Origin of the sequence: Citrobacter sp. RHB25-C09 (genome assembly GCF_013836145.1) — a bacterium.
Lineage (GTDB): Bacteria > Pseudomonadota > Gammaproteobacteria > Enterobacterales > Enterobacteriaceae > Citrobacter_A.
Window position 1 is genome coordinate 2,071,709 of the sequence record NZ_CP057483.1, and the last position, 22,254, is coordinate 2,093,962.

Consider the following 22,254-nt stretch of genomic DNA (forward strand, 5'->3'; position numbering starts at 1 on the left):
CGAATAAAAAACCCCTCTGACGAGGGGTTTTCTGTTTACTGCTGAGGCATTGCGGGCGCATCAGGCATTGGCAGGGACGCCATGCCAAACATACCGACGAATTCCTCAAGGGGCATTTTCTTACCGTTCAACGTAACCTGACCGTTGGCGTACTGCAGGCTGGAACCAATGGTATTGTCCTTCAGCGTAGTGATGCGGAACATCTGTCCCATCGCCGCCATACCATTCACCTGCCGTTTCGCCAGTTCCGCGGCTTCGTCCTGCTGATACCCTTCCAGTCGGGCGATTTGCGTCATAAATTCAATGGCCATATCCACTGGAATCGTGATTTTCCCGTCAAGTGACTTCACGGAACGGTCCACTTCGTCCGCCAGCGTTTGCGGCTCGCCAGTTGCAGTTGCGGGATCTTTCAGGAAAAGGGAAAGATTAAAGGCCGTTTCTCCCTTGGCATTTTTCCAGCTCAACGGTGCGATAGTGATCACCGGCTCGCCTTTCATCAACAGTGGCAGGGCACCAAAGAAAGCTTCGGTGACTTTCTCCTGATAGAGTTCCGGATCGCTCACTACTTCTGGTTGGGACAGCAATGCCTGCGTTTGCGCATTGTACTGCTGACTAAACTGATGCCATGCCTCGCCGTCAATCTGGCCAACTTTGACGGTCAATTTGCCGCTACCCAGATCCTGATTTTGCACCTTCAGACTGTTAAGCGAGTAATCGAGCTGGCTGTTAATGGTTTTGCCGTCGTTGACCAGATCGGATTTGCCGCTGATCTCCATGCCTTCCAGCAGCGCCATCTCTTTACCTTCAATCGAAATGGCCATTTTTTCCAGGGACACTTTTTGGTTGCCGATGCGCTCGCCAAAGCTTGCCAGGGTGCTGGAGCCTTCTGTTTTCAGGTTATTAAAGGTGAGTTGAACCTTTTGGTCATATTCGTTAACTGCATTGACCAGGCCACTTTGCGCTTCACCAGATAAAGAGACGACGTTGCCCTCTTTATCCGCATTGAGCGTAAATTCGCCGCCGCTGAAAGCAACTTTCTCAGCGTCTTTTTCATAATTCAGTGGCTTAAGATTGATAACAGAACGGGAGTCTCCGTTATAGCCAATGCGAGAATTAATCTCGAACGGCGTTTCCCCTTTTGCCAAATCAAACAATGGCTTGCTAACATCATTTGAGGCTAACGTGGTTTTCACCGAGGCCATTGAAGGCAGAAGATTAAAGGTTTTTAGTTGGGCGAACGGGAAGGGACCGTGATCGACAGATTCGTTAAATACCACGCTCTGACCGGCTTTTAGCCACGGGTTTTCTTTTCCGGCGACCGGCTTGATCACCAGTTGCAACTGGCTGCTGAACACGCCGCGCTGATAGTTCTGATAGCCAAGCTCTACGTTTGCCTCCGGCGCAGAGCGCTTAATTTGCTCATTCGCCTGGGTGACCATTTCAGAAAGATGCTTTTCAAGCTTTTTACCTGTGTACCATGCGCCGCCCGTCCAGACGACGCCGAGTGCGACGATCACACTCGCAGCTACCAGCGATTTTTTCATATTGTTTATCCATAAAATGAAACCAGGCAGCATAGGCCACCTGGAGAATTCGAAGACCTCTTACTAGCTTAGCAAGAGTTGTTAAAAAATTCAGTAAGTTGCTAGAGTTTGTTGAATACCCGCGCTAAACGTCCCACGCCGCTGGCGGTGATCGGAGACTCGGCGGCACTAATAAACGCCGACTCACCCGGTTTGAGCGTCAGACGCTGTTCACCTTTTTGCAGCAGCGCCTCGCCCTCCACGCAGAACAAAATGGCGGCACTTGACTGTTCGATGGCAACACTTTGCGCAGAGAGATCATGGAGCGAGAAGGCAAAATCATCGACCGGAATCGGGAAGTCCAGTTCCGGACCGTTTTTCTGCGGTGTCGTCAGTAACCGGTTGGCCGGTTTCGCCTCAAATTTGACGTTCGCCACCAGTTCCGGAATGTCGATATATTTCGGCGTCAGGCCGGCACGCAGCACGTTATCGGAGTTTGCCATGACCTCCAGCGCTACGCCTTGCAGATAGGCATGCGGCGTTTCTGCAAACAAGAACATGGCATCACCCGGATTCAGTTTCACCACGTTTAACAGCAGCGGTGAGAACAGCCCACTGTCGTCGGGATAAAACCCGGCGATCAGGCGAATGGTTTCCCACGGTTCGCTTTGCTGTGTGTCCAGCGCACTTTTAAGAATCGCCAGCGCGCGTGATTTTTCTTCTCCCTGCATATTCAGTAGCGCGGCGAAAAGTTGGCTCAGGCGTTCCGCATCTGGTTTTTCGAGAAAATGGGCAATGGCGGGATGTGCGCCTGATACAGGTTGCAGCAGAGATACAATTTCAGAAAACTCACGAAACGCGTTCATTGCGAGGAACGGCGTCAGGGCAAATACCAGTTCCGGCTTGTGGTTCGGATCTTTGTAGTTACGTTCTGCGGCATCCATTGGGATCCCGGCTGCGTTTTCTTTCGCAAAGCCGATTTCGGAATTGTGCTTATTCGGATGCACCTGAATCGACAAGGGCTGAGCGGCGCACAGGACTTTAAAAAGGAAAGGTAATTCGCCAAAGCGTTGGGCAACGGCGTCGCCTAGCAGGGTGGCTTTATCGTTATCAATCACGTCGCGCAGCGAAACAGCCTTTCCGGAGGCATCTACAACCTGAGAACTGCTCTTTGGGTGCGCGCCCATCCACAGTTCAGCCATCGGTAATTGCTGTGGGTTGGCAAGGCCATAGAGTTCAGTCAGTGCGGTTTTGCTGCCCCAGGCGTAGTTCTGCACGGAGTTGATGAGTTTTTGCATTATCAATGCCCTGTTTTTTCGTGGAATATAATTCGGTTATTAAAGCAAGAAACCCGCCTGAAGTAACCTCTGCACGCAAAAAGTCGTACTAGTCTCAGTTTTTGTTAAAGAATTGTGTAGGATATGCTGACTTGCTTTTAAAGAGGGCAACGGAACTGCTGCCCAGAACAATCACACCGAGCTGTAAGTGAGAGAACAATGTCAAACAAACCCTTTCATTATCAGGATCCTTTTCCCCTCAAAAAGGACGAAACCGAATACTACCTGTTGACCAGTGAACATGTAACAGTCGCCGAATTTGAAGGTCAAGAGATCCTCAAAGTGGCCCCGGAAGCCTTAACGCTGCTTGCGCAACAGGCATTCCACGACGCGTCGTTTATGCTGCGCCCGTCGCATCAACAGCAGGTGGCTGACATTCTGCATGACCCGCAGGCCAGTGAAAATGACAAGTACGTGGCGTTGCAATTCCTGCGTAACTCCGATATCGCGGCAAAAGGCATTCTGCCGACCTGCCAGGATACCGGTACGGCGATTATCGTTGGTAAGAAAGGCCAGCGCGTGTGGACCGGCGGTGGCGATGAAGCCGCGCTCTCTCGTGGTGTTTATAACACCTATATCGAAGACAACCTGCGCTACTCGCAAAACGCCGCGTTGGATATGTACAAAGAGGTCAACACCGGCACCAACCTGCCTGCGCAGATTGACCTCTACGCCGTTGACGGCGATGAGTACAAATTCCTGTGTATCGCCAAAGGCGGCGGTTCTGCCAACAAAACCTATCTGTATCAGGAAACCAAGGCGCTGTTAACGCCAGGCAAACTGAAAAACTATCTGGTCGATAAAATGCGCACGCTGGGTACCGCTGCCTGTCCGCCGTATCACATCGCCTTTGTGATTGGTGGAACGTCTGCAGAAGCGACCCTGAAGACGGTGAAGCTGGCCTCTGCAAAGTATTACGACGCGTTGCCGACTGAAGGGAACGAACATGGTCAGGCCTTCCGCGACGTGGCGCTGGAAAAAGAACTGCTGGCTGAGGCGCAAAACTTAGGCCTTGGCGCGCAGTTTGGCGGTAAATACTTTGCCCATGACATTCGCGTGATTCGTCTGCCGCGCCACGGTGCGTCTTGTCCGGTCGGGATGGGGGTGTCCTGTTCCGCCGATCGCAACATCAAAGCGAAGATCAACCGTAAAGGCATCTGGATTGAGAAACTGGAGCACAACCCGGGCAAATACATTCCGCAAGAATTGCGCAATGCAGGAGAGGGCGAAGCGGTACGTATCGACCTGAACCGTCCAATGAAAGAGATCCTGCAGCAGCTGTCGCAGTATCCGGTTTCTACCCGCCTTTCCCTGAACGGCACGATTATTGTCGGTCGCGATATTGCCCATGCGAAGCTGAAAGAGCGGTTGGATAACGGTGAAGGCCTGCCGCAATATGTGAAAGATCATCCGATTTACTACGCAGGTCCGGCAAAAACGCCTGAGGGATATGCCTCCGGTTCACTCGGACCGACGACCGCTGGCCGGATGGACTCCTACGTCGATCAGCTTCAGTCTGAAGGCGGGAGCATGATCATGCTGGCGAAAGGGAACCGCAGCCAGCAGGTGACGGATGCCTGCCATAAACACGGCGGGTTCTATCTGGGTAGCATCGGCGGTCCGGCTGCTGTTCTGGCGCAGGGCAGTATTAAGAGCCTGGAATGTGTGGAATATCCAGAACTGGGGATGGAAGCCATCTGGAAAATTGAAGTGGAAGACTTCCCGGCGTTTATCCTTGTGGATGACAAAGGTAATGACTTCTTCAAACAGATCCAGTCGTCTCAATGCTCGGCGTGTCTGAAGTAGTTTAGCAAAAAGCGGGTGGCGTCAGCGTCACCCGCCACCAACAAGAGCGCACAAAGCGTCATATCTTTTCTGTGAAGCCATCAATACTTATCTCTTAAGCATGTGAGCCATTCTGACAGTGTTATCAAGGAGAAAGTAATGACAACGGTACGCCGTGAAAAAGACTCGATGGGCGCCATCGACGTTCCTGCCGACAAGCTATGGGGCGCGCAAACCCAGCGTTCGCTGGAGCACTTTCGTATTTCCACTGAAAAAATGCCCGTCGCGCTGATCCATGCGCTGGCGCTCACCAAGCGCGCAGCGGCAAAGGTCAATGAAGATTTAGGACTGCTTCCCGCAGAGAAGGCATCGGCCATAATGCAGGCCGCTGATGAAGTACTGGCGGATAAGCATATCGATGAGTTTCCGCTGGCTATCTGGCAGACCGGTTCCGGTACGCAAAGCAACATGAACATGAACGAAGTGCTTGCGAACCGGGCAAGCGAGTTGCTCGGCGGCGTGCGCGGCATGGAACGTAAAGTCCATCCCAACGACGACGTCAATAAGAGCCAAAGCTCAAACGATGTGTTCCCGACGGCGATGCATGTTGCAGCGCTTTTGTCGCTGCGTAAACAGCTGATCCCACAGTTGAAGGTGTTAACCAAAACGTTAGCCGACAAATCTCATGCCTTTGCGGATATTGTCAAAATTGGCCGTACTCATTTGCAGGATGCCACGCCGTTGACTCTCGGGCAGGAAATCTCCGGGTGGGTGGCGATGCTTGAGCATAATTTACGGCACATCGAACACAGTTTGCCGCACGTGGCGGAACTGGCATTAGGGGGGACTGCGGTGGGCACTGGTCTGAACACCCACCCGGAATATGCGCGTCGGGTTGCGGATGAACTGGCGGTGATAACCTGTCAGCCGTTTGTGACTGCGCCTAATAAATTCGAGGCACTGGCAACCTGCGATGCCCTGGTTCATGCCCACGGCGCGCTGAAAGGTCTGGCGGCCTCTTTAATGAAAATTGCCAACGATGTTCGCTGGCTGGCGTCGGGTCCGCGCTGCGGTATTGGCGAACTCGCTATCCCGGAAAATGAGCCGGGTAGCTCGATCATGCCGGGGAAAGTCAACCCGACTCAGTGTGAAGCGGTGACGATGCTGTGCTGTCAGGTGATGGGGAACGATGTCGCAATCAATATGGGGGGCGCATCGGGCAACTTCGAGCTGAACGTCTATCGCCCGTTGGTGATCCACAATTTCCTGCAATCGGTACGTCTGCTGGCGGACGGGATGGAGAGCTTTAACGAGCATTGCGCCACCGGTATTGAGCCGAACCGCGAACGCATTAATCAACTGCTCAATGAGTCGCTGATGCTGGTCACGGCGCTCAACACCCATATTGGCTACGACAAAGCGGCAGAAATCGCGAAAAAAGCGCATAAAGAGGGGCTGACCCTGAAAGCGGCTGCTCTGGCGCTGGGCTATCTGACGGAAGCCGAGTTTGACAGTTGGGTGCGGCCAGAGCAGATGGTCGGCAGTATGAACGTGGGGCGTTAATCCGCCACGTACAGGTGCAGCCGCGGAATTATCAGACGAAGCGGTTGCGCCTGAGGCTTAAAACGATGCTGGACGTTCCCGGCATCGTAGTTGAGCAGTTCACCGACATCGGGAATGCCCGCGCCGTTATCCGTGTTGATCAATGCCAACAGTGGGGATGGACACGCGTGCTGTACCTGTTTTTGTTCCCCTTTGTACCAGACCCGGGCAATGGGTTGCACTTTCACTGGCCGTTTTATCTTCAGCTTTGCCCGCTGCGGCAGGGCGGCGATATCCTGAAATTCTCGCTCCAGCTTCGCCTGCCACTCTTCGCGGGTCCATGGATAGACGCTACGCGGGGTATTCAGGCTCTTTTCAAGCTGCTTCAGAACGTCATCCCGCGTTAAATTCTTGATGATATGTTTATTCGCCCAGCCAAAGCGCAGGGTGGCCGGATCGTTTATGACCGTCAAAGTTCGGTATGCATTAAGGGTAATCAGCCCCGGTAAATGGCGATGCACCCATTCGAAGCGTGCGGCCGGGGCTAAGCCAGACTCCACCGTGACGATCTGTTCGAAGGTGGTCTTCAACTGGTTAATGTGCCGTACCTGGTCTTCCAGTGCCGTCTGGCTGGCATTATCGACCTGGAAACACAATACGCCAGGTAACCTCACCGCCGCCTTACTGCTGCGAGTTTCCGACTGCTGTTGAATAAATAAATGGCGATAATGCTGCAGCGCCAGCGCTTCCGCCTCTTTGCCCAGATGTTGCGTCACCGCGATAGTGTTCAGCGGATTATGCTCATCGTCTTTGCTCACCTCTGGCAGCGAAAAGACGCGGGCCACCAGCAGGCGGTGGTGGCGTAGCTCTTCGGTCAGTGCAGCCAACTCTTGCTCCATCAGCCGGAAAGTGGAATTCAGCCGTTCTACCACATCGTAACGAGCCATGGGACACCCTCATTAGTTACAACATACTTTCTGTATAGCATAATCAATAGTCTGAAGCCACTGCGCCGTTAGCGTCAGACAGATGGAAATGCGGGAAGGGTATGCCAGAGCGGCCAACTGAAGCTGAAACGCGCGCCACCCAACGGGCTATCCGTACAGATAACGCTTCCACCCATGGCTTGCGCGATAGAGTGCACGATGGCTAATCCCAGTCCGCACCCACCGGTCGCACGGTCACGACTCGGATCCAGGCGGACGAAAGGTTCGAAGATTTTCTCCCGGGCGCCGATTTCAATTCCAGGGCCATCATCTTCAACAACTAATGTTGCACGATTACCGCTCAACAACAGGCGGATCTGCACGGTAGACTTGCAGTACCGCAATGCATTATTAAGGAGATTATCCAGCACGCGCTCCATCAGGCGCATATCCAGCGCCCCGTAATCACCCGGAATCCGTTCACACAGCGTAATGGTTCGCGACGGATTCACATTTTGCGCATCTTCGATATAGGTCAGCAGCCACGCGGCGAAATCAGGTTCGCTAAGATGCAGTTCGTTTTGCGGCCTGTCGAGGCGGGCATAGGTCAGCAACTCTTCAATAAGTGCTTCAAATTGCCCGATATCGCGATTCAGCGCCTGAGATTCCTGCTCCGTCAGGTTCTCGCTCATTTCCAGCCGGTAGCGAAGACGAACCAGCGGAGTGCGCAACTCATGCGCGATACCGTCAATAAGCTGTTTCTTACTGGCGATCAGCGCATTGATGTTATCAGCCATTTGATTAAACGCGACCCCCAGGCGCTCAAAGCTGGAGCCACTGTCAAAATGCAGACGCTCCGTCAAATGACCTTCGCCGAAACGCTGGGCGGCGGCTTCCAGACGCAGCATCTCCTGCCAGTGAGGGCGGACCCAAATAAACACCGGCAGAGCGAGAGAAATCGCGATAAAAGCCATTAACGCGATGTCGAGCAGACGCATCTGGTGAAGAAAATAGAGGTACGGGATCGGGCCAACGGCCAGAACGTAATGGCTTCGTGGGATGCGCTGGATAAACGTGTATTGATCGTCCAGGGCAACAATGTCACCGGTTCGTAGACGATGCATACTCTGTGCGTCGAGGTTGAATTTCGTCAACGGCTCCACGCGCAGATCAAACGACAAATTCAGATCCATCTGCTTCAGCGTTTTTCCCCAGTCACGCGGCGGGATTTCACGCAGTTCGCTGCGCATCAGATACAGTGAGCTTTTCATTAAGTCATCAAGGGATTGTCGACCGGCACGTTCGGCGGTGAATTTGTAGACCAGACCGACCAGCAGAGTCATCACCAAAAAGCAGGTGAACAGCAGGAGATAAAACTGCACAAACAGTTTTTTCATTTACATTCCCGTATTAGCGTGAGGGTTCATCATCCCAGGCGTGTGGCGCAAATAAGTAACCTTTATTTCGCACCGTTTTGATCCGGTAAGGTTCGGTCGCGCTATCGAGAAGCTTTTTGCGCAGGCGGGAAATGGCGACATCCACACTGCGATCCAGACCGTCGTAACTGACGCCGCGCAGGTTCTTCAGCAATGCATCGCGATCCATTATTTGCCCGGCATGAGTGGCAAGCTCCCATAGCAGCTCAAAATCAGCGGTAGAAAGGGAAACCTGTTCTCCGGAAAGCAACACCGCGCGATTAACGGGATCAATGGTCAGAGAACCAAAGCGCAGGGGTTTATGCGCTGTGACGCCGGTTTGCTGAATGCCTTTAGCGTGGGAGGATGACTCATTCTGTCGCAGATGCAGGCGAAGACGCGCCAATAACACAGCGGGTGGAGTGGTTTTCAGAATATAGTCACACGCCCCCAATTCCAGCGCCAGAATATGGTTCATGTCGCTATCCAGGGAGGTGAGAAGGACAATCGGGCCCTGCCATTGATCGCGTAGGTCGCGGCAGATAGTCATCCCGTCTTTGCCGGGTAGCATGATGTCGAGGAGCACAAGATCGGGCTGAATTTGCAGAATGCGCGCCTGCGCTGTATCACCGCGAGGCTCTATCACCACGTCGAAATCATGTTTTGCCAGGTACGCCGCAATTAACGCGCCAACTTCAGGATCGTCTTCGACAAATACGATAGTGTGCATATTTTTCATAACGTAGAGAAAATACCAACATACACCGCCGTGATAATCCCTTCCATTAATCTTTCCTAAACGAATGTGCTTCCGTTATGCTAACCGCCGATGTTACCGATGTGTTAAGGCAAAAGGAATGGGACTCATAATAAAAGCCGCCCTGGGTGCGCTGGTGGTGGTGTTGATTGGCTTGCTGGCAAAAACAAAAAACTACTATATCGCTGGGTTAATCCCGCTGTTCCCGACGTTCGCGCTGATCGCGCATTACATTGTGGCCAGTGAACGTGGCATCAATGCGCTCAGAACGACTATCGTCTTCAGCATGTGGTCGATCATTCCCTATTTTGTTTATCTTCTTTCGCTGTGGTATTTCACCGGCTTCTTGCGGCTGCCGGTGGCGCTCGGTGGGGCGGTGGTTTGCTGGAGTCTGAGCGCCTGGCTGCTGATTTTCTGCTGGGTCAAACTGCATTAACGCAGATGGCGACCGCCGTCGACGGCGAAACTTCTGCCCGTCACGAAACAACTGGTAAGGAGATAGTCGATCAGATCAATGATCTCTTTCTCGCCCGGTGCCGTTTTCATCAAGGATTTATTCAGCGCCTGCTCGCGATAGGTGGCGTCATCACTTTCGTTAAACAAGATGAGCGAGGGAGCGATGGCGTTGACTTTTACCTCTGGCGCCAGCTTGCGCGCAAACGAACGGGTCATGTTGTCCAGCGCGGCTTTGCTGGCGGCATAGGCGATATGCTTATCGCTGCCGCGCTCCACGACATAATCGGTAAAGTGGATGATATCGCCGGCGGCGTGTCCGTGACCGCGAAGCATCCCTTCGAGCGCGTGGTTGAGGAGATAGGGGGCATTAACGTGGATCTGCAACATACATTCCAGCACGTCAGTCAGCGGAGTGCCTGGTTTCTCCGCCATCCACGCGCTGGCATTGTGCAAAATAGCCCGTAAGCCAGCGGCGCTTTCTTTCACTTTGTCAGCAAAAGCCAGCACGCCTTCATTGCTGGAAAAGTCGGCCTGAATGCACATCGCCCCGGCGTCTTCCAGCCCATCAATCGCCGGATAACGAGTCCGGTAACTGACAATGATCGGCTGTTTTTGATTAAGAAAGTGCCAGGCGAGGGCGAGGCCGATGCGACGGCCTCCGCCGGTGATCAGGATTGGTAAAGGATGCTTACTGCCCATCGAAAAACTCCTTCTGTGCCTGTGATTCAGACAATGAGTGCAAACGATGGGATAACACTTACCCCACCAATAACCAGGTTGCCGGAACTGAAGCGATCAGCAGCAAACCAATCAAAACCATTTCCTGACGATTAAGCACATTATCATGCGTATGGGTCTTGCGCGCATACAGGAAGACCAATAAACCAGGCGCGTAAAGTACCACTGAAAGCAGCAGGTGCATTGGTCCCGAAGCATACAATAACCATAAGCCATAAATGCAGGCACCGACACCTACCGCCCGATGAAGCGGACGCGTGGCAATTTTCAGCAGGAACGCGCCGACGAGGAAATAGGGCACCAGAATCATTTCGGAGGCAATGGTCAGCAGCGTGTTGTAATCCGAGCCGGTCAGCCAGATCAGCACCAGACAGACCTGAACACAGAGGTTGGTCAGCCAAAGCGAGGCTGACGGTGCGCCTTGCGCGTTCTGACGGGCGAAAATGCGCGGGAAGGCTTTATGCGTGGAGGCAAGAAACGGGACTTCAGCCGCCATAATAGTCCAGCTAAGGTAAGCGCCGCAGACAGAGACGATCAGACCCGCGGCGATAATGATTTCACCCCACGGCCCCATCATGCTGACCATCAGACCCGCCATCGACGGGTTACGCATCTCCGCCAGTTCAGGACGCGCAAGAACGCCAAGCGAGAGCAGAGTAACCAGCAAATACACGCCAAGCGCGGCAAGAACCGCCAGCAGCGTTGCCCGGCCTACGTCGCGCTTACTCCGTGCGCGCGCAGAGACAACGACTGCGCCTTCAACGCCGATAAATACCCACAGGGTGATCAGCATCGTATTCTTGACCTGCTCCCAGACCGGTACACCCAGTGCCAGACCGGTAAAATCCAGATTAAAGATTTCAAGTTTGAAGGCCATGAACGCCAGCACGATAAACAGGCCGAGCGGCAGTAATTTAGCAAGCGTGGCGACCAGGTTGATACTGGCTGCCGTCTGCACGCCACGCAGGATCAGGAAATGGACGATCCATAACAGTGCCGACGCACCGACGATCGACTGCCAGGTATTCCCGTCGCCAAACAGGCGCAATTCAGGCGTATCGGTGAAAAAGCTGAGCGCGGAAAAGACGATAACCAGATAGGAGACGTTGGCGATAACGGCGCACAGCCAGTAGCCCCAGGCTGAACAAAAACCGATCAGTTCACCAAAGCCTTCCCGAGCATAGGTAAAGATCCCACCGTCGAGCTCCGGCCTGATACGGGTAAGGATGAGCATGGCAAAGGCCAGCAGGAGAATACCGGCTCCGGTGATCGCCCAACCAATGAGCAATGCAGCCGGGCTGGCAACGGCGGCCATATTCTGCGGCAGACTGAAAACTCCTGCGCCAAGCATTGAGCTTAAAACCAGCGCGGTGAGTGCGCTCAGTCCCAATTTTTTATCCATGATTATCCAGTGTCAAAACGAACGGTGGAGAATAATTATTATGGCAAAACGCATAAAAATGGTGAATGCCACTAAGGCGCGGGATTTTACGGAGAGAAGGGACTGCATGCAACGGTCACGATAATATTTGTGACTGATAGTATGAAAAGTGGGCGTAATCGAGAGAGATTAAATTGCCTGATGGCGCTGCGCTTATCCGGCCTACGAAGCAATTGCCTGTAGGCCGGATAAGGTGTTTACACTGCCATCCGGCAGCCTGGTGTTATTTGTACAGATCGGCACTGATGGTCATGTTGTTACCACGTTCCTGCCATTGGCGGGTGATGTGATAATATTTAGCGCCTTTCTTCGCCGCACGCTTCGCCACCTGGTAGGAGACTTCGGTCATGTTGCCGTAGTTACCGGTGAACTTAATGCTGTCGAACGGCACCATCATCGCGGCGGTGGCTTTGTTCAGTTCTTCAACTTTCGTCCCATCTGGCAACGTGACAGTGTAACGTCCACCTTTCGTTGACTGCGTTTCAAAGAAACGACCCACTTCAGCGCTTGGCGAAGCGGTGGTGGCAACACCCGGGATTTCGACTTTTGTTGCTGCTTCGCCGCCGGCGGCTAATGCGGCACGACCTGCATCAGAGTTAGCCGGGATGGCATCCGGGCTTTGTACCACGCGTTTTTTCGCATCTTCTTTATAGATAAATGCGGTAATACGCTGGTTCCCACCCTGGTTTGCATCAACCTGACGAACGATATAGAAAGAGTAAGCCCCTTTTTCTTTCGCTGCTTTGGTGATCGCATCATTCACTTCAGGCTGGCTGCGATAGAAACCCTGCACCGTTACAGTGTCGTAAGGTTCCAGCAGTACCGCCTGATCTTTCGGCAATTCAACGATGCCGTTGATCACGCGGTTTTTAGTGGCTTCGGCTTTCTCGGCATTAGCGCTGTAGAGATCGGCCACAACACGCCAGTTCCCGCTATTACCAAAATCGGAGGTATCGACGACATAAAAAGAGGCGGCACCTTCTTTGTCTGCGCGGCGGTTAACCGCTTTCACCGCATCGCCAATCGCATTAAAACGGCCGGTCACCACGACGCGGTCAATCGGCTTCAGTTGTGCCGCTTGCTCCGGCGTCAATTCTGTTGCTGCATTTACGGAAAAAGCCGTCGCAGAAAGAAGTGCTGACGCCAGGAGTGTGTTCTTAAGCTTCATAAAAATAATCCTTCGCCTTGCGCAAACCAGGTACTGGTATTGTTATTGACTAGAAACGTCGCTGATTATTGCACTGAAACGCGGTGAATGTCTGCGTCATTTTTCACTCATCAGGTGGATAACGACATCAGGTCGCTGACTTTTTATGAAATGTCCCAAAAAAAGGCGCTTCAGGGTTTAAACTAATGAAGAGCATAGATTTGATAAGTTAATTTAATGTTAATTGATTGATCTGCAATGGCGCTAAATCATGTTTTGCCGCTTCGCTTGAGCGATTTATTGGCCTTTCACGGGGAATTAAAGGTCATTATCCCGGTCTGGAGGCTGAATCGTTCCTTTTTTGCAGATTAGCTAACAAATACTGATTTTTGGCGCTAGATCACAGGCGCTATTTTCAGTACGTTATACGGAGTTTGTTACTGTTTTATGTTGCTGAGGTCATTCATACCTCCTGCGTGAAGTTGCGTGCGCAATTCCACGATCACTGACAAACCATCCTCAAAAACACCGATGGAAGGGAACATTATGCGAATTGGCATACCAAAAGAACGGTTTACCAATGAAACTCGCGTTGCAGCAACGCCGAAAACGGTTGAGCAGTTGCTGAAGCTGGGTTTCACCGTCGCGGTAGAGAGCGGCGCGGGTAGACTTGCGAGTTTTGACGATAAGGCTTTTGTAGACGCGGGTGCGGAAATTGTTGATAGCAGTGCTGTCTGGCAGTCAGAAATTATTCTGAAGGTCAATGCGCCTGAAGACGATGAAATTCCGTTACTCAATCCAGGCACGACGCTGGTCAGTTTTATCTGGCCCGCGCAGAATCCAGAGTTAATGCAAAAGCTGGCTGAACGCAATGTGACGGTGATGGCGATGGACTCTGTGCCACGTATTTCACGTGCGCAGTCGCTGGATGCCTTAAGCTCAATGGCTAACATCGCCGGGTATCGTGCGATTGTTGAAGCCGCGCACGAGTTTGGGCGGTTCTTTACCGGGCAAATCACCGCAGCAGGCAAAGTGCCGCCGGCGAAGGTGATGGTGATTGGTGCCGGGGTTGCCGGTCTGGCGGCCATTGGTGCGGCAAATAGCCTGGGTGCCATTGTGCGTGCCTTTGATACTCGTCCAGAAGTAAAAGAACAGGTCCAGAGTATGGGCGCGGAATTCCTCGAACTGGATTTTAAAGAGAAAGCAGGCAGCGGCGACGGTTATGCCAAGGTGATGTCTGAAGCGTTTATCAAGGCGGAAATGGCCCTCTTTGCCGCTCAGGCAAAAGAGGTCGACATTATCGTGACCACCGCGTTGATCCCAGGTAAACCGGCACCGAAGCTGATCACCCGTGAAATGGTTGACTCCATGAAAGCGGGCAGTGTGATTGTCGATCTGGCGGCGCAAAACGGCGGTAACTGTGAATACACCGTCGCCAACCAGGTGACGACCACGGCAAACGGCGTCAAAGTTATCGGTTATACCGATCTCCCGGGTCGTTTACCGACCCAGTCGTCTCAGCTTTACGGCACCAACCTCGTCAACCTGCTCAAGCTGCTCTGCAAAGAGAAAGACGGCAACATCGTCGTTGATTTCGATGATGTCGTGGTACGTGGCGTGACGGTTGTCCGTGAAGGTGAAATCACCTGGCCTGCGCCGCCGATTCAGGTTTCAGCCCAGCCGCAAGCCGCGGCGAAAGCCGCACCGGCAGCAAAAGAGCCTGAAAAACCGACCTCGCCGTGGCGCAAATATGCATTCATGGCGCTGGCGATCATCCTCTTTGGCTGGCTGGCTGACGTGGCACCGAAAGAGTTTCTCGGTCACTTCACCGTGTTCGCGCTCTCCTGTGTAGTGGGTTATTACGTGGTCTGGAACGTCTCTCATGCGCTGCATACGCCGCTGATGTCGGTCACCAACGCCATTTCAGGGATTATTGTGGTCGGCGCATTATTGCAGATTGGCCAGGGTGGCTGGGTTAGCTTCCTGAGCTTTATCGCGGTACTGATTGCCAGCATTAATATTTTCGGTGGCTTCACCGTGACTCAGCGCATGCTGAAAATGTTCCGGAAAAACTAAGGGGTAACACATGTCTGGTGGATTAGTTACAGCTGCATACATTGTTGCCGCGATCCTGTTTATTTTCAGCCTTGCAGGCCTTTCAAAGCATGAGACGTCGCAGCAGGGTAATAACTTTGGTATCGCCGGGATGGCGATTGCGCTGATTGCCACAATTTTTGGCCCGGACACCGGCAACGTTGCCTGGATTCTGGTGGCAATGATTATCGGCGGTGCGATTGGTATCCGTCTGGCGAAGAAAGTTGAAATGACCGAGATGCCGGAGCTGGTAGCGATTCTGCACAGCTTCGTGGGTCTGGCCGCCGTGCTGGTGGGCTTCAACAGCTACCTCTATCACGAAGCGGGACTGGATCCGATTCTGGTGAATATTCACCTGACCGAAGTCTTCCTCGGTATCTTTATCGGTGCGGTAACCTTCACCGGTTCCGTGGTGGCGTTCGGTAAACTGCGTGGCAAGATTTCGTCTAAGCCGCTGATGCTGCCAAACCGTCACAAGATGAACCTTGCGGCGCTGGTTGTTTCATTCCTGCTGTTGGTACTGTTCGTCCGTACTGAAAGCGTGGGGTTGCAGGTTCTGGCGCTGCTGGTGATGACAATCATCGCGCTGGCCTTCGGTTGGCATCTGGTGGCCTCCATCGGTGGGGCAGACATGCCGGTTGTGGTGTCGATGCTTAACTCCTACTCCGGTTGGGCGGCAGCGGCTGCGGGCTTTATGCTCAGCAACGACCTGCTGATTGTCACCGGTGCGCTGGTGGGTTCGAGCGGTGCGATCCTCTCTTACATTATGTGTAAGGCGATGAACCGTTCGTTCATTAGCGTTATCGCAGGGGGGTTCGGAACCGACGGTTCTGCATCCAGCGGTGACGAAGACGTTGGCGAACACCGTGAGATTAGCGCAGAAGACACGGCTGACATGCTGAAAAACTCGCATACCGTGATCATCACCCCGGGATACGGCATGGCGGTGGCGCAGGCGCAGTATCCTGTGGCGGAGATTACCGAGAAGCTGCGCGCCCGCGGAATTAAGGTGCGTTTCGGCATTCACCCGGTAGCCGGGCGCTTGCCGGGTCATATGAACGTACTGCTCGCAGAAGCGAAAGTGCCTTATGACATCGTGCTGGAAATGGATGAAATCAATGATGATTTCGCCGATACCGACACCGTGCTGGTCATTGGTGCCAACGACACCGTCAACCCGGCAGCACAGGACGATCCAAACAGCCCAATTGCCGGAATGCCGGTACTGGAAGTCTGGAAAGCGCAAAACGTCATCGTCTTTAAACGTTCAATGAACACCGGTTATGCCGGCGTACAGAACCCGCTGTTCTTCAAAGAAAACACCCATATGCTGTTTGGCGATGCCAAAGCCAGCGTGGATGCCATTCTTAAAGCACTGTAAAACGCAACGGCCTCTGCGGAGGCCGTTTTCTTTTATGCCCGGATAAATTCACCTGCATCATGCGCTTGCCTTAATCGAGCGGGTAAAGAAATGAAAAGGTTTTGAGTTAATTCTGAGGCTATGATACAAATCAGGGGTGTTTAACTACCGAGGACAATTATCATCCGCGATGACGAGAAGCAACACTGCGGATAATTGTAATTTTATGGACAATATGTTCAGGATGTTTTTTTCTACCCCCACACTTCTTCGTACCTCCTCTATTTTCTTGCTTGCAGGTGAGCAGCACTGGCGCAACGCGCTTTAGTCCCTTTTTTCAGATCTGACTCGCGCAACGCGCTGAGATAACTGATTTATTTTTTTACGGTCTGCTGATTTCAGCATGCCCAGGGACTGTATTCTCAAGCAGGAGAAGCACCATGTTTTACTGGATTTTATTAGGTCTGGCCATCGCCGCAGAAATTACCGGAACGCTGTCAATGAAATGGGCGAGCGTAGGTAATGACAACAGCGGTTTTATTTTAATGCTGTTCATGATTGCGTTATCGTATATTTTTCTCTCATTTGCCGTAAAAAAAATCGCTCTCGGCGTGGCATATGCTTTATGGGAAGGGATTGGTATTTTATTTATTACGCTGTTCAGCGTGCTGTTATTTGATGAAGCGTTATCGCCAATGAAAATTGCCGGATTGACGACACTGGTGTTGGGGATTGCATTAATTAAGTCGGGTACACGTAAGCCTCGCACTTCCGCGAAAGGGGGAGCCCATGCAGCAGTTTGAGTGGGTTCACGCAGCGTGGCTGGCAATGGCAATCGTACTGGAAATTGTCGCCAACGTTCTTCTTAAATTCTCCGACGGTTTTCGTCGTAAAAGCTATGGCATCCTGTCACTGCTCGCGGTACTTGCGGCATTTAGTGCACTTTCTCAGGCGGTAAAAGGCATCGATCTCTCCGTCGCCTATGCGCTCTGGGGTGGGTTCGGCATTGCCGCTACCCTGGCCGCAGGATGGATCCTGTTTGGCCAGCGATTAAACCGAAAAGGCTGGGTGGGGGTGATTTTACTGCTCGTCGGAATGATCCTGATTAAGCTGGCCTGAGGGCGAATGCGCTACTCAAATCACGTTGGGCAGCGCGATAATCCTTACTTCTCCTCGGCCAGCGCGTCGAGTTTATCGCGAAAGCCGGTAACCGAAATGGCGCGATTATCCGCGCGCCAGCGATCTTTCGCCGCCGGAGCGGAACTCTGAACGCCAATCAGTTTCCAGCCTTCATCGGTGCGCAGCATCAACGGTGAACCGCTGTCGCCGGACAGGGTGTCGCACTGATGCGAAAGCACCGAACTTTGCGCCCAACCCGTCACGATACAGTCCTGGTGAGTGTAGAGGGTATCAAGATGATCTTCCGGATAGCCTGACTGCGTGACCTTTCTCCCCACCTCTTTTAACGCGGCAGTCAGTGCGGCTTTATCACCGGTAAATAAGGGAAGAGGGGTGATGCCGGATGGCGGATAGCGCAGCACCACCAGCCCAAAATCCCAGGGCGCGGCACTGGGTGGTACAATCCATCCATCGCCATCGGCCTTCAGGCGTTTACCCAATCCCGGGTCTACCCGACCTTCAATACCATGAATTTCATACCGCCAGAGACCCTTCTTCGAGACAAAGCGCAACACGACCGCTTTATCCGGTTTACCCTTTGGCGGCATTAACAGGCAATGTCCGGCGGTTAACGCCAGATGAGGCGAGATCAGCGTAGCGGTACACAGATTACCGCTGGCGGTTTCCAGTTGCCCAATGGCATCCCACGGCGACTGCGTCGGGTCGCTAACCGGAACCCGATCGTCCTGGCCAAAAAATAGCGTTTTCACTTCACTGGTTTCTGACTCCGTGTCAGGCTTATCAGCGTGAGCAAGTCCAGAAGAAAAACAAATTGCACCCAGTAATACAGCAACGGTTTTACGCATATCACATCACACTCTGGTGGGTAATTATGATTATTAAAAGAGAACCCCTCGGTGATAACTATAGACGTAACGGCGATAAAGTGAGAATAAAATCAGAGAACTACACTCAATACAGCCAGAGGCCAATGGCAATAAGACCGCAGAAAATAAGCGCGATAAGAATGAACTCAAAGCGATAACGACGCACGCGGATACCCTCCAGTAGACGGCGCTGAGCAAGGATACTCAGCGCCGGGGAGACAAAGCGCGAGGGGGCGCGCTCCGATCGTTAATGCAGATTATGCGGCAGGTTGTGCGGCCGGTTTTGCGGGCTGGTGCGTGGCCGCTTTTTTCACCGGTTTTTTAGCAGCCTGCGCTTTTTGTTCAGGGGCTTTCTGCGCTACCGCTTTGTGGTGTTTTTTGTGGTGTGTGGTTTTGGCCGGCGCGGCTTTTGCGGTTGCAGCAGGTGCTGTTGCGGTTGTCTCGGCAGCGAAAGCGGCAGAGGACAGACCCATTGCAGCGGCAACAACCAGAGCTAATACTTTTTTCATTTTACTACCCTCGATTTGGTTTTCAATCAACCCCACTGCGGGGCCGTTGAAATGACTATATCGCTGAAAATCGGGGGCTTCCGTGAGTCATTAGTATCGGCGTGTAACGATATGTACAAAAGCCGGGCTTACACGCCCGGCATAAGGATTTACAGATAGCGGGCTTCCAGATGCGCACGGAAATGGCGGCTGCTAAGCGGTTCACCGGTTGCCTGAGTCATTAATTGTGCAGTTGTAAAACGGCTGCCGTGCTGCCAGATATTTTGACGTAACCAGTCGAACAGCGCAGTAAGCTCACCCTGGGCAATCTGGCTATCCAGATCCGGCAAGGCGCGCTTCGCGGCACTGAACAATTGCGCGGCATACATTGCTCCCAGCGTATAGGATGGAAAATAGCCAAAGCCACCGTCGGTCCAGTGAATATCCTGCATGCAACCGTCGCGATAATTTCCTTCGGTAGAAATTCCCAGCCATGACTGCATTTTCTCGTTCCACAGCGCCGGAATATCTTCAACTTCAATGTCGCCGTTGATCAGGGCACGTTCTATCTCATAACGCAGAATAACGTGGGCAGGGTAACTGACTTCATCGGCATCAACACGAATAAACCCTGGCTTCACCCGCTGATTCCAGGCAATAAAATTCTGCTCACTGAATGCCGGTTGGTCACCGAAAAGACGCTTAACTGCAGGGATAAGACGACGCAAGAACGCGTTGCTGCGACCTAACTGCATCTCAAAAAACAGACTCTGAGACTCATGAATTGCCGTGGAGCGGGCGAGTGCAACCGGCTGTCCTGGCCAGGTTTTCGGCAGGTTTTGCTCATAGCGCGCGTGCCCGGTTTCATGGATGACGCCAAAAAGGGCGCTGAGCAGTTCATTTTCATTATAGCGGGTGGTAATCCGGACATCGTTGGGCACGCCGCCACAGAAAGGGTGTGCGCTAATGTCCAGACGTCCCGCATTAAAATCAAAACCCAGCGTGGCCATGGTTTCCAGACCTAACTGACGCTGGATCTCCGTCGGAAATGGTCCAGCAGGCGGAATTAACGTCTGCTGCGTCTGCTTTTCGACCGCTCGGTTCAACAGGTCAGGAAGCCAGGATTTAAGATCGGCAAACAGCACGTCAAGCTGAGCGCTGGTCATATCCGGTTCATAAATATCAAGGAGGGCATCATAGGGCGAACTGCCTTTAACGTCGGCACGCAGTTTTGCTTCCTCGCGGCTAAGTTTTACGACCTCTTTTAAATTCGCCGAGAATCCCTGCCAGTCGTTTGCAGGACGCTGACTGCGCCAGGCGTGCTCACAACGGCTGCCGGCAAGTGATTTCGCCTCCACCAGCGATGCGGGCAGAAGCGATGCCTGAGTGTGCAAACGCGCTATTTCACGCAGGTTTGCCTGTTCTACATCGTTGAGATCTTCCTCGGCAGCGGCTGCTATCCACTGGGCGATTTTTGGATCGGTGATTATCTGGTGCTCCAGTACGCTCAGTTCGGCCAGTGCTTCACCGCGCGCAGTGCTCCCCCCGGGCGGCATCATGGTAAACATGTCCCAACTGGCGATGGCGGATAAATGAGAGAAGCGGGAGAGACGCAGGAAGGTGCGAGTGAGTTCCTGATAGTTGTTGTTAGCCATGAATCCTCTTCGACGGTCTGTGCAGGTTTATCCCCACCATAATGGGTAGTTATGTTTATCGATAGCCTTTTTTATAGTAGGCAACGGTGACATCGTACCAGTTGATAAAAAAAAGACGCACACAGCAAAATGAATCCAATAATTTGGGTCTTATTTGTTCTCCTGACGTTGGACGCAGCCAGAGAATTGATGGCGACAACATCAATTCCCGTTTTATGGTAAGACGGTGTTAGTAGACAGACGAAAAGTCCGGGTAGCGTGTTACCCGGACTTTTATTATACGTGCAGACGATGATGTAACCGTGTTCCTACCAGAATAGCCAACACCAGCATGATGGCGATAAATCCCCCCACACCGTTCCAGCCATAGTTGTGCCAGAAAACGCCACCCAGCGTACCGGCGATACTCGAGCCGAGATAGTAGCTAAACAGATACAGCGAAGAGGCCTGGCCTTTTGCCCGCCGCGCGCGTGGGCCAATCCAACTGCTGGCGACGGAGTGTGCGCCAAAGAAACCGGCTGAGAAGAGCAACATCCCGGCAAAGATCAGCCACAGCGAACTGAAGAGAGTCATTAACAACCCGAGCAGCATCACCACGGTAGAGAAAAGCATCACAGGACCGCGTCCATAACGCACTGTCATGGCGCCCGCTTTTGGCGAGCTCCAGGTTCCGGTCAAATAGGCGACGGAAAGTAACCCGACCACGGCCTGGCTTAATTCCCACGGCGAGAGCATCAGACGATAGCCAATATAGTTAAACAGGGTGACGAACGATCCCATCAGCAGAAAACCTTCTGCGAACAACAGTGGGAGCCCCTGGTCGCGCCAGTGCAAACGGAAGTTAATAAACAGCGTTTTTGGCCGCAGCGAGGTGGGACGGAAGTGCCGTGACTCCGGCAGGATCTTCCAGAACATTAATGCTGACGCGAGGGCAAAACAGCCAATGGCCGCCAGCGCAATTCGCCAGTTAAAGAAGTCGGTAAACACACCGCTAAGCAGACGCCCACTCATCCCGCCGATGGAGTTACCGCTGATATAGAGGCCCATCGAAAACGCCACGAAGCTTGGGTGAATCTCTTCACTAAGATAGGTCATCCCGACAGCCGCAACGCCGCTCAACGAGAGGCCGATCAGGGCGCGCATGATAAGGATGCCATGCCAACTGGTCATCATCGTCGAGAGCAAAGTGCAGGTGGAGGCGAGCAGAAGTGCAGTCACCATGACGGGCTTTCGCCCAATCGCATCGGAAAGCGGCCCGGTGAAAAGTAAGCCGACGGCCAGCATGCCGGTAGAGATGGAAAGTGAAATACTGCTGCTGGCCGGCGAAACGCCAAACTCATGGGATAAGACGGGAAGAATCGGCTGTACACAGTACAGCAGCGCGAAGGTAGCAAGTCCTGCGGAAAAGAGGGCTAGCGTGACGCGCATAAACGATGACGTACCGCGCTGAATAAACTGAACTGGCTGAGAAACGGTTTGCTGCTCAATGTCGCCTGCCGGGGCATCACTGACGGTAGTCGTACGGCTCACTTGAAATCCTTGCTTAACAACCCGCGTTTTAAAGGTCCGGGCGTAACCCTATTG

General features: G+C 52.9%; 19 protein-coding genes. 7 read left to right on the top strand and 12 right to left on the bottom strand.

Annotated features, from left to right (window positions below):
* Nucleotides 1-35 precede the first annotated feature (35 nt).
* Both HVY19_RS09670 and manA read right to left on the bottom strand, forming a co-directional pair.
* Nucleotides 36-1,544 carry a YdgA family protein gene (locus HVY19_RS09670; protein WP_181684082.1) on the bottom strand — a complete coding sequence of 503 codons (1,509 nt, stop codon included), beginning with the start codon at nt 1,542-1,544 and terminating at the stop codon, nt 36-38.
* 101 nt (nt 1,545-1,645) lie between these two features.
* Nucleotides 1,646-2,821, bottom strand: a complete 1,176-nt coding sequence (gene manA, locus HVY19_RS09675) for a mannose-6-phosphate isomerase (protein WP_181684083.1) — start codon at nt 2,819-2,821, stop codon at nt 1,646-1,648.
* 198 nt (nt 2,822-3,019) lie between these two features.
* Here manA and fumA point away from each other — a divergent pair, with 198 nt between their 5' ends.
* A complete protein-coding gene (gene fumA, locus HVY19_RS09680) occupies nt 3,020-4,666 on the top strand; it encodes a class I fumarate hydratase FumA (RefSeq protein WP_181684084.1) in 1,647 nt (548 codons plus the stop codon).
* Nucleotides 4,667-4,804: 138 nt separating this feature from the next.
* Nucleotides 4,805-6,208 carry a class II fumarate hydratase gene (fumC, locus tag HVY19_RS09685; RefSeq protein WP_181684085.1) on the top strand — a complete coding sequence of 468 codons (1,404 nt, stop codon included), beginning with the start codon at nt 4,805-4,807 and terminating at the stop codon, nt 6,206-6,208.
* Here the strand turns inward: fumC and tus are convergent.
* From tus to rstA, 3 genes are all read right to left on the bottom strand, one after another.
* Nucleotides 6,205-7,134 carry a DNA replication terminus site-binding protein gene (gene tus, locus HVY19_RS09690; RefSeq protein WP_181684086.1) on the bottom strand — a complete coding sequence of 310 codons (930 nt, stop codon included), beginning with the start codon at nt 7,132-7,134 and terminating at the stop codon, nt 6,205-6,207. The genes fumC and tus overlap by 4 nt on opposite strands.
* Nucleotides 7,135-7,208: 74 nt before the next feature.
* On the bottom strand, nt 7,209-8,510 hold the full coding sequence (gene rstB / locus HVY19_RS09695; protein ID WP_181684087.1) for a two-component system sensor histidine kinase RstB: 1,302 nt from the start codon (nt 8,508-8,510) through the stop codon (nt 7,209-7,211).
* A gap of 13 nt (nt 8,511-8,523) precedes the next feature.
* Complete coding sequence (gene rstA, locus HVY19_RS09700) at nt 8,524-9,258, bottom strand: two-component system response regulator RstA (protein ID WP_181684088.1); 735 nt, start codon at nt 9,256-9,258, stop codon at nt 8,524-8,526.
* A 127-nt stretch (nt 9,259-9,385) separates the two neighbouring features.
* On the opposite strand from rstA, the gene HVY19_RS09705 reads away from it, so the two are divergent.
* The gene (locus HVY19_RS09705; RefSeq protein ID WP_181684089.1) at nt 9,386-9,721 is read left to right on the top strand and encodes a GlpM family protein; all 336 of its coding nucleotides are present in this window, start codon (nt 9,386-9,388) and stop codon (nt 9,719-9,721) included.
* Here HVY19_RS09705 and folM read toward each other — a convergent pair.
* The 3 genes from folM to ydgH all read right to left on the bottom strand — a co-directional run bounded on the left by folM (nt 9,718) and on the right by ydgH (nt 13,088).
* Complete coding sequence (gene folM / locus HVY19_RS09710) at nt 9,718-10,440, bottom strand: dihydromonapterin reductase (RefSeq protein ID WP_181684090.1); 723 nt, start codon at nt 10,438-10,440, stop codon at nt 9,718-9,720. The two genes, HVY19_RS09705 and folM, sit on opposite strands and share 4 nt — an antisense overlap.
* A 58-nt stretch (nt 10,441-10,498) precedes the next feature.
* Nucleotides 10,499-11,881 (bottom strand): amino acid permease, encoded by a 1,383-nt coding sequence (locus HVY19_RS09715; RefSeq protein WP_181684091.1) that lies wholly within the window; start codon nt 11,879-11,881, stop codon nt 10,499-10,501.
* A gap of 262 nt (nt 11,882-12,143) precedes the next feature.
* Nucleotides 12,144-13,088, bottom strand: coding sequence for a DUF1471 family protein YdgH (ydgH, locus tag HVY19_RS09720; RefSeq protein ID WP_181684092.1), 945 nt, complete (start codon nt 13,086-13,088; stop codon nt 12,144-12,146).
* Between the two features lie 525 nt (nt 13,089-13,613).
* Between ydgH and pntA the strand changes: the two genes are divergently transcribed.
* From pntA to mdtI, 4 genes are all read left to right on the top strand, one after another.
* Nucleotides 13,614-15,143, top strand: coding sequence for a Re/Si-specific NAD(P)(+) transhydrogenase subunit alpha (gene pntA, locus HVY19_RS09725; protein ID WP_181684093.1), 1,530 nt, complete (start codon nt 13,614-13,616; stop codon nt 15,141-15,143).
* A 10-nt stretch (nt 15,144-15,153) separates the two neighbouring features.
* Entirely contained in the window at nt 15,154-16,542 is a 1,389-nt protein-coding gene (gene pntB, locus HVY19_RS09730; protein ID WP_181684094.1) for a Re/Si-specific NAD(P)(+) transhydrogenase subunit beta, read from the top strand.
* A 419-nt stretch (nt 16,543-16,961) separates the two neighbouring features.
* Nucleotides 16,962-17,324, top strand: coding sequence for a multidrug/spermidine efflux SMR transporter subunit MdtJ (mdtJ, locus tag HVY19_RS09735; protein WP_181684095.1), 363 nt, complete (start codon nt 16,962-16,964; stop codon nt 17,322-17,324).
* Entirely contained in the window at nt 17,311-17,640 is a 330-nt protein-coding gene (gene mdtI, locus HVY19_RS09740) for a multidrug/spermidine efflux SMR transporter subunit MdtI (RefSeq protein ID WP_181684096.1), read from the top strand. Before mdtJ ends, mdtI begins: the two co-directional genes overlap by 14 nt.
* A gap of 44 nt (nt 17,641-17,684) precedes the next feature.
* Here the strand turns inward: mdtI and HVY19_RS09745 are convergent, their stop codons facing one another.
* The 4 genes from HVY19_RS09745 to HVY19_RS09760 all read right to left on the bottom strand — a co-directional run bounded on the left by HVY19_RS09745 (nt 17,685) and on the right by HVY19_RS09760 (nt 22,200).
* Entirely contained in the window at nt 17,685-18,506 is an 822-nt protein-coding gene (locus tag HVY19_RS09745) for a serine protease (protein WP_181684097.1), read from the bottom strand.
* Between the two features lie 278 nt (nt 18,507-18,784).
* Complete coding sequence (gene asr / locus HVY19_RS09750; RefSeq protein WP_181684098.1) at nt 18,785-19,036, bottom strand: acid resistance repetitive basic protein Asr; 252 nt, start codon at nt 19,034-19,036, stop codon at nt 18,785-18,787.
* 149 nt (nt 19,037-19,185) lie between these two features.
* Nucleotides 19,186-20,670 (bottom strand): carboxypeptidase M32, encoded by a 1,485-nt coding sequence (locus HVY19_RS09755; RefSeq protein WP_181684099.1) that lies wholly within the window; start codon nt 20,668-20,670, stop codon nt 19,186-19,188.
* Between the two features lie 276 nt (nt 20,671-20,946).
* The gene (locus HVY19_RS09760) at nt 20,947-22,200 is read right to left on the bottom strand and encodes an MFS transporter (protein WP_181684100.1); all 1,254 of its coding nucleotides are present in this window, start codon (nt 22,198-22,200) and stop codon (nt 20,947-20,949) included.
* Nucleotides 22,201-22,254 lie beyond the last annotated feature (54 nt).

Coding starts and splice junctions, on each gene's coding strand:
- HVY19_RS09670 (WP_181684082.1), bottom strand. CDS start 1,544: ATGAAAAAATCGCTGGTAGCTGCGAGTGTGATCGTCGCACTCGGCGTC.
- manA (WP_181684083.1), bottom strand. CDS start 2,821: ATGCAAAAACTCATCAACTCCGTGCAGAACTACGCCTGGGGCAGCAAA.
- fumA (WP_181684084.1), top strand. CDS start 3,020: ATGTCAAACAAACCCTTTCATTATCAGGATCCTTTTCCCCTCAAAAAG.
- fumC (WP_181684085.1), top strand. CDS start 4,805: ATGACAACGGTACGCCGTGAAAAAGACTCGATGGGCGCCATCGACGTT.
- tus (WP_181684086.1), bottom strand. CDS start 7,134: ATGGCTCGTTACGATGTGGTAGAACGGCTGAATTCCACTTTCCGGCTG.
- rstB (WP_181684087.1), bottom strand. CDS start 8,510: ATGAAAAAACTGTTTGTGCAGTTTTATCTCCTGCTGTTCACCTGCTTT.
- rstA (WP_181684088.1), bottom strand. CDS start 9,258: ATGCACACTATCGTATTTGTCGAAGACGATCCTGAAGTTGGCGCGTTA.
- HVY19_RS09705 (WP_181684089.1), top strand. CDS start 9,386: ATGGGACTCATAATAAAAGCCGCCCTGGGTGCGCTGGTGGTGGTGTTG.
- folM (WP_181684090.1), bottom strand. CDS start 10,440: ATGGGCAGTAAGCATCCTTTACCAATCCTGATCACCGGCGGAGGCCGT.
- HVY19_RS09715 (WP_181684091.1), bottom strand. CDS start 11,881: ATGGATAAAAAATTGGGACTGAGCGCACTCACCGCGCTGGTTTTAAGC.
- ydgH (WP_181684092.1), bottom strand. CDS start 13,088: ATGAAGCTTAAGAACACACTCCTGGCGTCAGCACTTCTTTCTGCGACG.
- pntA (WP_181684093.1), top strand. CDS start 13,614: ATGCGAATTGGCATACCAAAAGAACGGTTTACCAATGAAACTCGCGTT.
- pntB (WP_181684094.1), top strand. CDS start 15,154: ATGTCTGGTGGATTAGTTACAGCTGCATACATTGTTGCCGCGATCCTG.
- mdtJ (WP_181684095.1), top strand. CDS start 16,962: ATGTTTTACTGGATTTTATTAGGTCTGGCCATCGCCGCAGAAATTACC.
- mdtI (WP_181684096.1), top strand. CDS start 17,311: ATGCAGCAGTTTGAGTGGGTTCACGCAGCGTGGCTGGCAATGGCAATC.
- HVY19_RS09745 (WP_181684097.1), bottom strand. CDS start 18,506: ATGCGTAAAACCGTTGCTGTATTACTGGGTGCAATTTGTTTTTCTTCT.
- asr (WP_181684098.1), bottom strand. CDS start 19,036: ATGAAAAAAGTATTAGCTCTGGTTGTTGCCGCTGCAATGGGTCTGTCC.
- HVY19_RS09755 (WP_181684099.1), bottom strand. CDS start 20,670: ATGGCTAACAACAACTATCAGGAACTCACTCGCACCTTCCTGCGTCTC.